This window comes from Acinetobacter sp. YH16040_T (genome assembly GCF_024605785.1).
GTDB lineage: Bacteria > Pseudomonadota > Gammaproteobacteria > Pseudomonadales > Moraxellaceae > Acinetobacter > Acinetobacter amyesii.
Genome location: NZ_CP094541.1, coordinates 3191094 through 3204762 on the forward strand (window position 1 = coordinate 3191094; position 13669 = coordinate 3204762).

Annotated in this window: 12 protein-coding genes; 3 read left to right on the forward strand and 9 right to left on the reverse strand. The window is 42.4% G+C overall.

Going from position 1 to position 13669, the window contains the following annotated elements:
* Entirely contained in the window at positions 1 to 399 is a 399-nt protein-coding gene (locus MST16_RS15745) for an MAPEG family protein (protein WP_078189470.1), read from the reverse strand.
* A 107-nt stretch (positions 400 to 506) separates the two neighbouring features.
* Between MST16_RS15745 and MST16_RS15750 the strand changes: the two genes are divergently transcribed.
* A complete protein-coding gene (locus MST16_RS15750; protein ID WP_180092568.1) occupies positions 507 to 896 on the forward strand; it encodes a hypothetical protein in 390 nt (129 codons plus the stop codon).
* 58 nt (positions 897 to 954) lie between these two features.
* Here the strand turns inward: MST16_RS15750 and MST16_RS15755 are convergent, their stop codons facing one another.
* The 6 genes from MST16_RS15755 to MST16_RS15780 all read right to left on the reverse strand — a co-directional run bounded on the left by MST16_RS15755 (position 955) and on the right by MST16_RS15780 (position 9763).
* Positions 955 to 2634, reverse strand: coding sequence for a long-chain-fatty-acid--CoA ligase (locus MST16_RS15755; protein ID WP_168378241.1), 1680 nt, complete (start codon positions 2632 to 2634; stop codon positions 955 to 957).
* Between the two features lie 149 nt (positions 2635 to 2783).
* Positions 2784 to 5003 (reverse strand): DNA topoisomerase IV subunit A, encoded by a 2220-nt coding sequence (gene parC, locus MST16_RS15760; protein WP_180005204.1) that lies wholly within the window; start codon positions 5001 to 5003, stop codon positions 2784 to 2786.
* A gap of 163 nt (positions 5004 to 5166) precedes the next feature.
* Entirely contained in the window at positions 5167 to 6486 is a 1320-nt protein-coding gene (locus MST16_RS15765; RefSeq protein ID WP_168378243.1) for an MFS transporter, read from the reverse strand.
* A 144-nt stretch (positions 6487 to 6630) separates the two neighbouring features.
* Positions 6631 to 7275: a trimeric intracellular cation channel family protein gene (locus MST16_RS15770; RefSeq protein WP_078189475.1), complete on the reverse strand. Its 645-nt coding sequence runs from the start codon at positions 7273 to 7275 to the stop codon at positions 6631 to 6633.
* A 59-nt stretch (positions 7276 to 7334) separates the two neighbouring features.
* Positions 7335 to 7802, reverse strand: a complete 468-nt coding sequence (locus tag MST16_RS15775; protein WP_180022084.1) for a YchJ family protein — start codon at positions 7800 to 7802, stop codon at positions 7335 to 7337.
* Between the two features lie 389 nt (positions 7803 to 8191).
* A complete protein-coding gene (locus MST16_RS15780) occupies positions 8192 to 9763 on the reverse strand; it encodes a TerC family protein (protein WP_180022085.1) in 1572 nt (523 codons plus the stop codon).
* 320 nt (positions 9764 to 10083) lie between these two features.
* On the opposite strand from MST16_RS15780, the gene MST16_RS15785 reads away from it, so the two are divergent.
* Positions 10084 to 10704 (forward strand): TIGR00730 family Rossman fold protein, encoded by a 621-nt coding sequence (locus MST16_RS15785; protein WP_078189478.1) that lies wholly within the window; start codon positions 10084 to 10086, stop codon positions 10702 to 10704.
* Positions 10705 to 10789: 85 nt separating this feature from the next.
* On the opposite strand, the gene MST16_RS15790 is transcribed toward MST16_RS15785, so the two are convergent.
* Both MST16_RS15790 and MST16_RS15795 read right to left on the reverse strand, forming a co-directional pair.
* Positions 10790 to 11755: a hypothetical protein gene (locus tag MST16_RS15790; protein ID WP_078189479.1), complete on the reverse strand. Its 966-nt coding sequence runs from the start codon at positions 11753 to 11755 to the stop codon at positions 10790 to 10792.
* Between the two features lie 156 nt (positions 11756 to 11911).
* Positions 11912 to 12049: a hypothetical protein gene (locus MST16_RS15795; protein ID WP_162689750.1), complete on the reverse strand. Its 138-nt coding sequence runs from the start codon at positions 12047 to 12049 to the stop codon at positions 11912 to 11914.
* Between the two features lie 200 nt (positions 12050 to 12249).
* On the opposite strand from MST16_RS15795, the gene mdtD reads away from it, so the two are divergent.
* Positions 12250 to 13641, forward strand: coding sequence for a multidrug transporter subunit MdtD (gene mdtD / locus MST16_RS15800; protein WP_111884839.1), 1392 nt, complete (start codon positions 12250 to 12252; stop codon positions 13639 to 13641).
* The last annotated feature ends 28 nt before the right edge of the window (positions 13642 to 13669 follow it).

Genomic DNA, 13669 nt, shown 5'->3' on the forward strand with positions numbered 1-13669 from the left:
TTAGCTTAATTTAATGACCAATAACATCAGGCAAATCGGGCATAACATCGACAAGGTCCAAATAATTGAACGTAAAGTTGCCCAATTGGCTAAATAACATAGCCCATAAATGACGCGTAAAACGAGATAGGCAATCCCAAAGGTCATGATGTATTGTTGATGAATCACCATGTATTCAGCCATTAGAATAGCCGCAATAAATAAAGGTAAACTTTCAAAACTATTTTGCTGCACTGCATGTGCGCGGCTCGCCAATCCTGTAGAGCGCGCTAAAACCTCACGTGGATTTTGATTATCACTCGACTTAAAACCTGCAGCTCGCTTCGCAATAAATGTAAATACATATGGCAATAAACAAGCGGCCAAAATGAGATAGATGATCCCACTGATGCTGTGCATGTGTTTTTTCTCAGGAAGATTTTATGGCTGCTATAATACCATGGCATTTCGTGAATAATTTTTGTTAAATATAGTGTTTTTATAATCGGCAGATGAAAGGATCCTCTATGAGCACTTCTGATCAAGATCAATTATTTGAAGTTCTTGAAGAGCAAAAACGCCATCTGCTTCGCGTCGATCGTGTCTTAAAAATCGTCATTCCAGTGACTGCATTTTTACTTGCTGTGATCTGCGCCAACTTAAATGTCTGGTCGACTGTTTTCAGCTTTGTCATCATGTGGATTGCATTCTATGCAGTTTCCATCAAGCAACTTCCCCTTTGGCATTGGGTCATTGTCATTGCCCTATATTGCTTAGTCGACAATATTTTAACCTATGGCAGCTATAACCAATCCGGCTTTAGTCGTCAGTTCGGCGCGATGTTTATTTTCTTGGGTGTTTTTGGTGTAGGACGTCGCTACTTTGATCGCTGGTCGATGAATAAAGGCAAGCTTTAATGAGCTAAATTTAAAGCGATAAAAAAAGCGCCCGAAGGCGCTTTTTTTATGCATCGTATTATGCGGTTTTACGCAAATCTTTACGTAGAATTTTACCAACGTTTGATTTTGGTAATTCATCCATAAATTCAACATAACGTGGGCGTTTATAGCCAGTTAAGTTTTCTTTTGCGAATGCCAAAACTTCTTCAGTTGTTAAAGATGGATCTTTTTTCACAACGAATAATTTAGGTACTTCACCTGATTTTTCATCAGGAACACCAATCGCAGCAACTTCTAGCACTTTTGGATGTTTTGCAACAACTTCTTCAATTTCAGAAGGATAAACGTTGAAGCCAGACACCAAAATCATGTCTTTTTTACGGTCTACAATCTTCACATAACCGCGTGGATCCATGACACCAATGTCACCTGTACGGAAGAAACCGTCTGCCGTCATTACTTTGGCAGTTTCATCTGGACGGTTCCAATAGCCTTTCATGACTTGAGGACCACGAATCGAAATTTCACCTTGCTCACCTTGAGCAACTTCATTGCCATCATCATCTAAAATAGCAACTTCAGTCAGTGGCAATGGAATACCAATCGTACCGCTGAATTCCATTGATGCTGGAGGGTTTGCGGTTGCAACAGGTGAAGTTTCTGATAAACCATAACCTTCGATAATATTGGTACCTGTAACTTTCTTCCACGCTTCTGCAGTCGAAGGAAGTACTGCCATACCACCACCCATCGCCATTTTTAGCTTGCTGTGGTCAAGTTGCTTGAACTCTTCATTGTTCACCAAAGCATTGAACAATGTGTTCACTGCTGGGAAGAATGAAGGTTGGTATTTACGTAATTCTTTCATTACCGCAGGTAGGTCACGCGGGTTAGGAATCAATACGTTTGCCTGACCTTTGTACATACCGTAAAGTGCACACACCATAAATGCAAAGATGTGATACAGCGGTAATGCACAGAAGATACGATCATCTGGCTGACCATCTTTCTGACCAAATTTACTTTGGAAAATACCATCACACTGCAACATGTTTGACACAAGGTTACGATGGGTCAATTCTGCGCCTTTAGATACGCCAGTTGTACCACCGGTATACTGAAGTACAGCAGTATCACTTAAAGTTAAGTTTGGACGTTTGTAATTGTTTGCACTCACTTTAGACATTGCTGCATTAAAGCGAATATGACCTGGAATGTTCCAAGCTGGAATTTGTTTACGTACTGAACGTAATACAAAGTTAACCAATGTACCTTTCAGCGTACCAAGCATGTCACCCACAGATGCCACGATCACGTGTTTTACTGGGGTTTTACCAATAATCGCTTGGTAAACAGATGCAAAGTTTTCAATAATAACAAGAGCTTCTGTTCCAGAGTCATTCAATTGATGCTCAAGTTCACGAGAGGTATACAGTGGATTCACGTTGACCAATACCAGTCCAGCACGGAATACACCTAATGCAACAACAGGATATTGAAGAACGTTAGGCATCATAACTGCAACGCGTGAACCTTTAGCCAAACCTAAGCTTTGCAAATAGGTTGCAAATTTACGGCTTGCTTCATCAAGTTCTTTAAAAGTTAAGACTTTATCCATGAAGATAAAGGCATCTCTTGAGCCAAACTTCTGAAAATTACGCTCAAAAATATCGACCAATGAGGTATTTTCTGCGGGTAATTCTACAGTTTCTGGAATCCCTGTCTTTTGGTATTCAGCGAACCAAATCTTTTCCATAACGCCCAATTCTCCTGTCGTAATCCTTAATAATCCAACTGTTTTTTTTCAATATTAAGCGGTCATTATTTAACTTGTTTGTGCTTAATATTGCATCCATTTCACGAATAACAGCATATATAACGTATTTCGTTCCATGGATGCTAGTATTATCTTTGAATGAACAGTTTATTTGCTTTTTGATATCCACGTGGTAACAACACGCCTTTCGATGCACGTTTACCCACATATTTTTGCAGATCGTCGCCTTTAAGCTTTAATTGTTGATTTCCTGCAAGCACTTGAATTATTTCATCTAAATTCAAAGTTGTCATGGATACAATTTGATCTTTTGCCTCAAGTTGTATCAATTTATTACCTTTACCCTTATTCAATACTGGTAATTCATCAAGTTCAACCAACAGCAAACGCCCCGCAGAACTGAGGAGTGCAAGATGTGTTGCATTCTCAATCGCCGTTAAATTCATAACTGCCGCCCCTTCGGACAAGCTAAGGAAGGCTTTACCTGCTTTTGCATTGGTATCGAGGTTTTTGGCTTGGGTTTTAAAGCCATAGCCTTTACTACTCATCGCCAAGACTTCTGTTTCATCTTCGGCAATAAACACTTGTTTAAAGCCGACACCACTTGCAGGTGCAAGTTTAGAACTCAGAGGCTCACCTAAACCACGCGCAGATGGCAAGGTATTGATGCCCAAAGCATAGCTACGACCGGCATCATCTAATACATAAACACGTTGATTCGATTTACCTTGCGCATGGCTGAGATATTGGTCACCAGCACGGAAATTTAAGTTCTCAGCATCGACTTCATGACCTTTCGCCGAGCGAATCCAACCCGCTTCAGACAACACCACAGTCACAGGATCTGCAGGAAGCATATCTTGTTCATTAATCGCATGGGCTTCTGCACGTTTCACAATTGGAGAACGGCGGTCATCACCAAATTTCTTCGCATCTTCTTTAAGTTCATTAATGATCAATGCTTTTAATGATTCAGGATTCGCCAATTGTTCACGAATAATGGCAGCTTTGGCTTCCAATTCTTCTTGTTCACGGCGCATTTCCATTTCTTCAAGTTTTGCCAAATGACGTAACTTGAGTTCTAAAATGGCTTCGGCTTGAATTTCATCGATATTAAAATGCGTCATTAACACAGGTTTAGGCTGATCTTCTTCTCGAATAATTCGAATCACTTCATCAATATTCAGATAGGCAATGATCAAGCCTGCAAGTATATGTAACCGTTTTTCAATTTTATTCAGATGATAAGTCAAACGACGTGTCACGGTATTTTTACGGATTTCGATCCATTCCAACAAAATACGGCGGATCGATTTCACTTGCGGACGACCGTCAGCGCCAATCATGTTCATATTGACACGATAGCTCGACTCTAAGTCAGTGGTTGCAAATAGATGACTCATCACCGATTCAGCATCAATACGGTTTGAGCGCAGGACAATCACTAAACGTGTTGGGTTTTTATGATCTGACTCATCACGTAAGTCCGTGACCAATGGCAACTTCTTCGCCTGCATTTGATCTGCAATCTGCGTGATCACTTTCGAACCTGAAACCTGATACGGTAACTCCGTAATCACGATTTCATTTTTCTCAATACTGTACACAGCACGAGTTCGATAACTTCCGCGACCCGTGGTTTGAATTTTAAGTAATTCTTCTGGAGAGGTAATAATTTCCGCACGTGTAGGCAAATCAGGTGCAGGAATATATTCTGCGACTTTCTCATCGGTTAAGTTTGGATTGCGAATTAAGGCGATGGTGCCCTTCACCACTTCACGTAAGTTATGCGGTGGAATATCGGTTGCCATACCCACAGCAATACCCGTTGTACCGTTGAGTAAAATATTTGGAACACGTGCCGGTAAATTCACTGGCTCTTTCATCGAACCATCAAAGTTATCCTGCCAATCACAAGTCCCTTGTCCTAACTCAGACAATAATAAATCACTATAAGCAGACAGTTTTGCTTCGGTATATCGCATCGCTGCGAAGGATTTCGGATCATCTGGTGAGCCCCAGTTTCCCTGACCTTCAATAAATGGATAGCGATAACTAAACGGCTGCGCCATGAGGACCATGGCTTCATAACAAGCTAAGTCACCGTGAGGATGGTATTTACCCAGTACATCACCAACCGTACGTGCAGATTTTTTTGGCTTACCCGTTGGCTTTAGCCCGAGTTCGCTCATCGCATAGACGATACGACGCTGAACGGGTTTTAAACCATCACTGATATGTGGCAATGCACGATCCATAATCACGTACATGGCGTAGTTGAGATATGCTTGTTCGGTAAATTCTGCTACGGAACGGTTTTCTGTCGCATGATGCGCAAGGCTTGTCATAACAACCTGTAATCCTAAATTGTTCGTTCTTTATTGGGTTCTTATGCTATGTCGCAGGTGTCCCCTATACAAGGGGATGATCTAACACTCTGCGACAAATTGTGTCTTATGGCGTAAAAATATCCATTTTATTCACCATGATCAACTAAAAATTCAACAGTCTTTATAGACCAATGGATTCTAAAGTTTTGCCTTTGGTTTCTTCACCTAAAACCAAAATCACCACGGCAACGGCAATTAAGACTGCAGTAAACATCATAAAGACATAGCTAAAACCATGATCCATATCCATCATATGTGTCACAGCAAAAGGCGCGGCAATGCCCCCGATCCGACCAATGGCACCCGCCCAGCCCGAACCAAAGGCACGAATATTGGCCGGATATTGTTCTGGTGTATAGGTATAAAGTACGCCCCATGCACCGAGATTAAAGAAGGACATTAAACAGCCCCAGATCACGATCTCTGTCACACTGCCAGACTGTCCGAAGAAATATGCCGAAATGGCACACATCCCAATGAAGCCCGCCAAAGTAGCTTTACGACCCAATTTTTCGACCAACCATGCCGCTGCAATATAACCTGGCAATTGTGCCAAAATCATGACCAAGACATATTCAAAGGATTGAACAATGGTGTAGCCTTCTTTGACCAATAAACTTGGTAACCACGTAAAAATGCCATAGTAAGAAAAGACGATACCGAACCAAATGAGCCACAGCATTAAAGTACGTCGTGCAAAAATGCCTGACCAAAGCTGTGAAAAACTGATGTTGTGCTTTTCTGCAACCGGTTTGACCTCAAAAATTTCAACAACTTGCACACCACATTTGGCTTCAATCTTTTTCACCAATGCATGTGCTTCATCAAAACGTCCACGGTTGATTAAATAAGGCACCGATTCGGGCACCATTTTCCAAATCACGATCGCATATAACGCAGGAATACCGCCAATCAGGAACGCTGCATGCCAGCCAAAATCAGGAATAATAAAGCGTGAGACCAATGCAGCAACCAACCAGCCCAGTCCCCAAAAACTTTCCAGTAAGACAATAAAACGTCCACGTACATGCGCTGGAATATATTCACTGACCAAAGTCACCGCGACTGGGAGTTGTCCCCCTAAACCTAAGCCGACAATAAAACGAAATACCAATAACCAAGTTAGATTAGGTGCAAACGCACATGCAGCAGTGGCTAAGCTATAAATCACCAATGTCCATGCAAACACTGTTTTTCGGCCGAAGCGATCTGCCAGTCCTCCAGAAAACACCGCGCCAATCGCCATCCCAACAAAACCAATCGAGACCACCCAACTTTTATCATTTGGCGTCATGGCCCAATCTTCAGCCATTTTCGCTAAGATGAAGGAAATGAGTCCCGTATCCATGGCATCAAACATCCAGCCAAGGCCAATAACCCAAAGTAAAGTGTAGTGAAACTTACCGATGGGTAAGCGTTGTATACGTGAGACTAAGTCCATAACAAGATCTCTGAACTGGTGGAAGGATAAACACTGCTTTCCCAACAGGATGTATGATTTTGCGTTTTTTAGTATAGATCCATGCAAAAGACCGACCATTGATCCGTCTTTTTAGCATTTTAATGTGATGTTATAGCAACGCGGTTACGACAAATCTTTTGAAGATACCGACTGATCATCATCATCTTTATAAATGAATTTAGGCATTTCTAAGCCAAAGTAAATGGCGATCAGACGTAAGGTGAAACCGAAAATGAGAGTCGCAATGACGGTTAATTCTAGCGATAAGCCAATCTCAATACAGAGCCAATAACAAATCACGGACACAAAAGAAATACTGGCATAAAGTTCACGACGGAACACCAGCGGGACATCGTTACATAGAATGTCTCGTAAAATACCGCCAGAGACCCCAGTTAACACCCCTGCTACCGCAGAAACGACAAAACCATGTCCCATTTCTAAAGCGATTTGACAGCCAATAATGGTAAAACCAATGAGACCAAGGGCATCGAGAACCAAGAAGATATTACGAAGATGACGCATCCACTTTGCAATCAGGATGGTGACAAATGCAGCAAAGCAAGTCAGCATGAGATATTCAGGATGCTTAACCCATGTCAGTGGATAGTGCCCAAGTAGCACATCACGAACCGAACCGCCCCCCAGTGCCGTGACACAGGCAATCAATGTTACCCCAAACCAGTCCATACTCCGCCGACCCGCAGACAATGCACCTGTCATTGCTTCTGCCGTGATTGCGATAATATAAATAACGGTAAGTAACATCGCCCTTCTTCCACTGAGGGTTGAGATGCGCGCTATTCTAAGCTAAATCTGCTCAAATGTTATAAAAATTGCGCACAACATTGTTTAAATTTTCGTCCAGAACCACAAATACAGGGCTGCTTCATGGTGATTTGCATCTCTGTGGTCGGATCAAGGAAATACCAGCGCTGCTCGAACTTCACAAAGTGTGAAATTTCATGATGTACCTGCGCTTGCTGCCCATCGTGATAATGGGCTTTAAATTCAACTTGAGCATGGTTTTTATCGAGTTTTTCTTGAGCCTGTACCACCTCAAGTTTTAACCACTGATTGGCCTGACTCCACGCTGCAATGGCACTGACATCCAAGGCTTGCTGCTGTCCAAACGCAGTTGTTTGTACAATATAATCAATCTTATGCAGTGCAAAAGCACTATAACGTGAACGCATCAACTGCTCTGCAGTCTGTGCATTTTCACGCCCCGTATGTAAGGGCTGACAACAGCTACCATATTCACCTTTGCCACACGGACACTGGACTTGTGACATGTTTGTTTCCATAAAAAAATAGCCTGACAATGCAGGCTATTTTAACGGATCTTTCCACACAATTTTCATCAGTAGATCCGTATCGATTCAAATAAAAGAATGATACACGGTAAGGTCATCCGCAAGTGTTTGAGACAGGACTACTTCTAATCAAAAATGTTTTTGCAATGCTTTGAATAATTTGACGGTAGTGAACGAGTTTTGCGGATGACAATGGTTTTGGGTACTTTTGCCGAAACAAAAGTACCTCCAGCCGAAGGCTAATCCCTTTATTTAAACCCTAGATGTAAGACTCCGTCGAATAGACTTAAAAATCATTTTAAAAATGCGTAATTACTTTTACGTGCGTAACATCAGTGATCTATATAGATTACCCCCCGATACGCAACTTAATCTTCAGTTGGCATGGGAATGACATGCACTTTTTCGATCTTATGACCATCCATTGTGACCACTTCAAAGATGTGTTCATCCGCTTTGAATTTTTCACCATTGGCTGGTAAACGGCCCAAATGAAATAAGATATATCCGGACAATGTCGAATACTGTTCAGCATCATCCACCAAGTCACGACCCAACAATAAAGACACATGACGAATGTCAGTTGAGCCATCGAGTAACAATGAACCATCATCGAGACTTTCTGCTGCTGTCTCCGGTTCATCTTCATCGGGAAACTCACCAGCAATCGCTTCTAAGACATCAATTGGTGTTGCAATCCCTTCAATTGAACCGTATTCGTTCAACACCAAGGCCATTTGCAACGGCGCTTGACGCAGTTGTTCCATCACCATCAAGACTTGTGCATTTTCATGCACCACTACAGGCTCACGGAGATGCTTTTCAAAATCAAGTACGCCTGTTTCAATATAGTCATTCATGACTTTATGAGTCAGTACCGCACCCGCGATATTGTCTAACTCGCCGTGTGCCACAATCAAACGTGAATGCGTGGTACTGAGTAATTGAGCACGAATCGCCTCAGGCGCTTCATCCAAGTCAATCCATTCTAGTTCAGGACGAGGTGTCATCACTGACTTCACTGGACGTTCAGATAAACCCAGTACCCCTTGTACCATGACACTGTGGTAAACCCCGTTGTCTTCATCAAAGACTTCATCGGCAAAGGCACGTGTTGCAAGCACATCTTCATTTTCATTTTGATTGTCTGCAACATTTCTCCCACCGAGCATACGCATCACCGCTGAGGCTGTGCGATAACGTAAGTCTGTGGTTGTCACCATTTTTTCCTGATTATGACGCATGGTTTGGTTCAAAAACTCAATCAGTACGGAGAAACCAATAGCTGCATATAAGTAGCCTTTTGGAATATGGAAACCAAAGCCTTCGACTAAGAGCGAGAAACCGATCATCATCAAGAAACACAGGCACAGAATCACTACCGTTGGATGACGGTTCACGAAGTTCATCAGAGGCTTAGATGCCCACAGCATGATGCCGACAGCAATAATGACCGCAATCATCATGACTGACAGGTGTTTCACCATCCCGACAGCGGTAATCACGCTGTCGAGCGAGAACACAGCATCGAGCACCACAATCTGCACAATCACCATCCAAAACGTCGCATGCACAGGATTTTCTTCCTTTAGCATAGGCTTGTTTTCAAGACGTTCACGCAGTTCCATGGTGCCTTTAAATAGCAAGAACACCCCACCAAACAGTAAGATTAGGTCTCGACCGGAGAATGGATGGTCGAAAATATGGAACAGTGGATTGGTTAGAGTCACCACCCATGCAATCGAAGCCAGTAAGACCAATCGCATACACAGTGCAAGCAATAAGCCGACAATCCGTGCGGTATTACGCTGTTCTGGCGGTAATTTTTCCGCAAGAATCGCAATAAAAACCAGGTTATCGATACCTAAAACAATCTCAAGCACCACCAGTGTCAATAAACCCACCCATGCAGATGGGTCGGACATCCATTCAAAGATCATAATTGTATCTCCTGAATGTTATTCACACGTAGATCATGCTGATTTGAAGATGAAATGCATTGGACATGCGCAAACGCTTTTAATGGCGTTCTTTCTAATATTTTGATGTGTGCTGAGTGACAACAACCACTACCCATGACGGTTCTTTAGCTTGAAATGAAGTTTTAAGTATAGCAAGTTAAGGTAAAAATTCACCCTTTTTTACCAAAGTACAATCTCTGTATGGAAGAATTTAAACCCAGTGATGACATTAAATCGTCATATTTAGCTGCCAATGTAGTGTCATAAAAAATAACATGCTAAGGTAAAATTAAAACGTAATGAATAGCGGATTAAAAATGACAGAAAAACGTGGTAATCCTTCTCCTGCTACAACACAACCTTTAATCGCACTGTATTGCGGCTCCCGCTCTGGTAACAATCCAATTTATCAAGAAAAAGCCATCGCATTAGCGCAAGGCTTGGCTGAACATGGTTTTGGTCTGGTCTATGGTGGCGCCAGTATTGGCCTGATGGGTCAAGTTGCTGACGCTGTGGTCGAACATGGCGGCGAAGCCGTGGGTGTGATTCCTGAGTTTATGTTGGATTATGAAATTGCACATAATCATTTGACTGAATTACACGTCGTGCGCAGTATGCATGAGCGTAAAGCCATGATGGCAGAACGTGCAAGTGCCTTTGTTGCCCTGCCCGGTGGTCTTGGCACATTTGAAGAAATTTTAGAAATCGCCACTTGGGGACAGTTGAATCAACACCAAAAACCGATGATGCTTTATAACGTCAATGGCTTCTATGATGCACTAATTGCACAATTAGACCATGCGGTCGCTGAAGGTTTCTTGCCGCCGCAGCATCGTGCCAAATTGATCGTATGTAATTCTTCGAAGCAGATCTTTAGTGCACTAAAAAATTTAGATTGCCCAAAAAATTTCGTGGTCTAACTGTATTTTAGATATCAAAAAGGGGAATAAATTATTCCCCTTTTTTATTACTCGATATCCTACTTCAAATCGAGATCGTGCCGACTTAACCTGACACCACACGATAGAACCATGGCAATGTTGTCGCTAAGAAAATACTCATCAATAAACCAAGCATCAATTTCATCGCATCTTTGCTGACATTTCGTGAAGTTCGATATTTATTCACTTCATGTAAATGCATGGACATGGCAAATTCACGTCCTGCGAGTAAGCCCAAGAACACCCAAGTGGTACTCATTGGAATATTACTCCACTCTTTGAACACCAATAAAATCAAGGCATACATAAAGTCGATAATGGTTGCCGAGCGGATATCAGCCACACCCGTTTTGGTGTCGATAATGCCCTGAATCGCCCCGCCACGTTGGTACAAAATGATCCCAAGCAGTACGATAAACACCACAATTGCAAAAATCAGGAACTCCAGCGGCACCTGACGAGGGACGTAGACAAAAATATTGGCCAAATCCTGAATCAGCCACTGACTCCATAAAAATGCCGTCGAAACCCACTGTAGTCCCACCCAAATATTCGAGGGGGTTTCATCACGTGTTTTACTGAAATAAACCGAGATGCCTTTAATCACAAATCGATAAACAATAATCGCAACAACAAAAGCTACCGCATAACCCATCATCGACTTAGTTAACATCGACCCAAGACTACTCGGAGAGAAAATCGTTAACACTAAGAATGTGGTGCTGACCGGAATTCCGTAGCGAGTCAAAATGATCAGTAAGATCGGTGGCACAATATAGAGCCACGTGACCCCTTCTGCGGGAAATGGAATCGTTTCTAAACGACCATAAGATGCATCCCCCACGCCAGAACTGTACCAACCATAAACCAATACAATAGCTAGAATACTGCTGACATAGATCCACAACAGCCACCAAGGGCGATGCGCATTGGATGAAATAAAGGTTCCCAATGTCTGTGGCACATCATTACCGACAATAGAATAGGCCGCGAGACAGAAGCCTATGACCATCAGAATTTCGATTGTCATGAAAACAAAACACCTTTGCCATAAAGAAAAAGCCCTCCAATAAATGAAGGACTTGAGCGCATTATGACAGTTTATCTGGCGTTCATACAATTTTGTGCCTTGCTTTTCTCGACATCAAAATAAAAACTTTAAATAAAACAAAAATTTAAAATTTAATTATTTCAATTTAATCTGATAAACTGCAGTGCTACCGTTCACTTCATTTCTAACAACCAACAAAGGTTGAGCATTGGGCGAATCTTTGGCGGCAATAAAAATCAGATCTTCAGGTCCCACATCGCCTTGTTTAATCACATCAGTGCCGAAATTTGTAGTTTCATGTTTTCATTCGTCTTTTATTAAAATATGACCAAGTTATAAACATTAGGTTGCATAGAGATGAAACTTTCATTGCATTTTTCTTGCAATTTTTTGGCTCAATTATGCAAAGCTTTTACTACATCCGAATGGCAATATTCATTTAAACTGTTTAAAAATCTCAGCTTTATTGACTTATGAATAGCACGCCAACGCATCAGGCTTTACAACCCGAATTTAGACTTCTAGTGCTATTGGTCTCTATTGGCTTTTTTATGCAAGGCCTGGATACGACAATCGTCAATACCGCAATCCCAGCGATGGCAAGAAGTTTGGGCGAAGACCCGCTTCAAATGCATAGTGTGGTCGTGGCCTATGTCTTGTCTGTCGCAGCGTGTATTCCCTTAAGTGGTTGGTTGGCCGATCGTTTTGGTGTACGAAATACCTATTTCACAGCCATTATTATTTTTACATTAGCATCACTAGGCTGCGGTATGGCCAATAGCCTGAATGAGCTATTGGTTTATCGGGTAATTCAAGGCATAGGTGGCGCGTTGCTGCTACCTGTTGGGCGTTTGGCGATGCTCAAAGTGATTCCTCGGACACAGTTTTTATCGGCCATGAGTCTGATGAGCCTTGCTGGTTTAATGGGGCCCTTAATTGGTCCTACCCTTGGCGGTTGGATGGTGGAAGTCGCAACATGGCATTGGATCTTTTTAATAAACATTCCAATGGGGCTGTTAGGGGTTCTTATTACCTTTAAAGCCATGCCCAATGTGACCGAACCGAGCGTACAACGCTTCGACTTTATGGGTTTTTTCTTATTGGTCGTCGCCATGGTGGGGTTATCGTTAGGCATTGAAAACTTTGCTAGCCCTCATCTTCCGCTATGGTGGAGCCTGCTTTTGGTCGCTGCAGGCATCATCGCCAGTTTGATCTATGCCTTTCATGCACATACCCACGCCAATGCGCTGTTTCGCAGTAAATTATTTCAAAATCGGATCTATGCTATCGGCATTATCGGCAACTTCTTTGCCCGCCTTGGCGGCAATGCCATGCCATTTTTGATTCCCTTAATGCTACAAGTGGCTTTTGGCTTTGAGCCATTTATCACAGGGTTATTGATGATACCGACGGTACTCGGTTCATTGGCATCAAAACCGATTATTCGTCAAATTATTCAACGCTTTGGCTATCGCAAAGTGTTATTGGTAAATACCTTCTTGGTCGGTGCCTGTATTTGCAGTTTTGCACTCTCTACGGCTGAAACCCCCACTTGGTTACGTGCCTTACACTTTTTTATTTTTGGTATTTTAAACTCGCTGCAATTCGTTTCGATGAATACCTTAACCCTCAAAGATTTACCCCAACAAGATGCCAGCAGTGGCAACAGTTTCTTGTCGATGATTATGATGGTGTCGATGAGTATCGGTGTGGCTTTGGCAGGGACTTTAGTCAACGTGTTTACGGCCTATTATGGTCCTGCACAAATCGAAACGGCATTCCATAGCACCTTGATTTTACTCGGCTGCATTAACCTGATTACCGCAGCGATTTTTTGGCAGATTCCTAAACATGTGGATGTCTAAATCCGTGTCATCGGGCAAATCTATGACA

Excerpts from the sequence above, each read along its gene's own strand:
- MST16_RS15765 (WP_168378243.1), bottom strand. The coding sequence starts at position 6,486 with ATGGACTTAGTCTCACGTATACAACGCTTACCCATCGGTAAGTTTCAC.
- MST16_RS15755 (WP_168378241.1), bottom strand. The coding sequence starts at position 2,634 with ATGGAAAAGATTTGGTTCGCTGAATACCAAAAGACAGGGATTCCAGAA.
- MST16_RS15785 (WP_078189478.1), top strand. The coding sequence starts at position 10,084 with ATGAATAGCGGATTAAAAATGACAGAAAAACGTGGTAATCCTTCTCCT.
- mdtD (WP_111884839.1), top strand. The coding sequence starts at position 12,250 with ATGAATAGCACGCCAACGCATCAGGCTTTACAACCCGAATTTAGACTT.
- MST16_RS15745 (WP_078189470.1), bottom strand. The coding sequence starts at position 399 with ATGCACAGCATCAGTGGGATCATCTATCTCATTTTGGCCGCTTGTTTA.
- MST16_RS15770 (WP_078189475.1), bottom strand. The coding sequence starts at position 7,275 with ATGTTACTTACCGTTATTTATATTATCGCAATCACGGCAGAAGCAATG.
- parC (WP_180005204.1), bottom strand. The coding sequence starts at position 5,003 with ATGACAAGCCTTGCGCATCATGCGACAGAAAACCGTTCCGTAGCAGAA.
- MST16_RS15780 (WP_180022085.1), bottom strand. The coding sequence starts at position 9,763 with ATGATCTTTGAATGGATGTCCGACCCATCTGCATGGGTGGGTTTATTG.
- MST16_RS15750 (WP_180092568.1), top strand. The coding sequence starts at position 507 with ATGAGCACTTCTGATCAAGATCAATTATTTGAAGTTCTTGAAGAGCAA.
- MST16_RS15775 (WP_180022084.1), bottom strand. The coding sequence starts at position 7,802 with ATGTCACAAGTCCAGTGTCCGTGTGGCAAAGGTGAATATGGTAGCTGT.
- MST16_RS15790 (WP_078189479.1), bottom strand. The coding sequence starts at position 11,755 with ATGACAATCGAAATTCTGATGGTCATAGGCTTCTGTCTCGCGGCCTAT.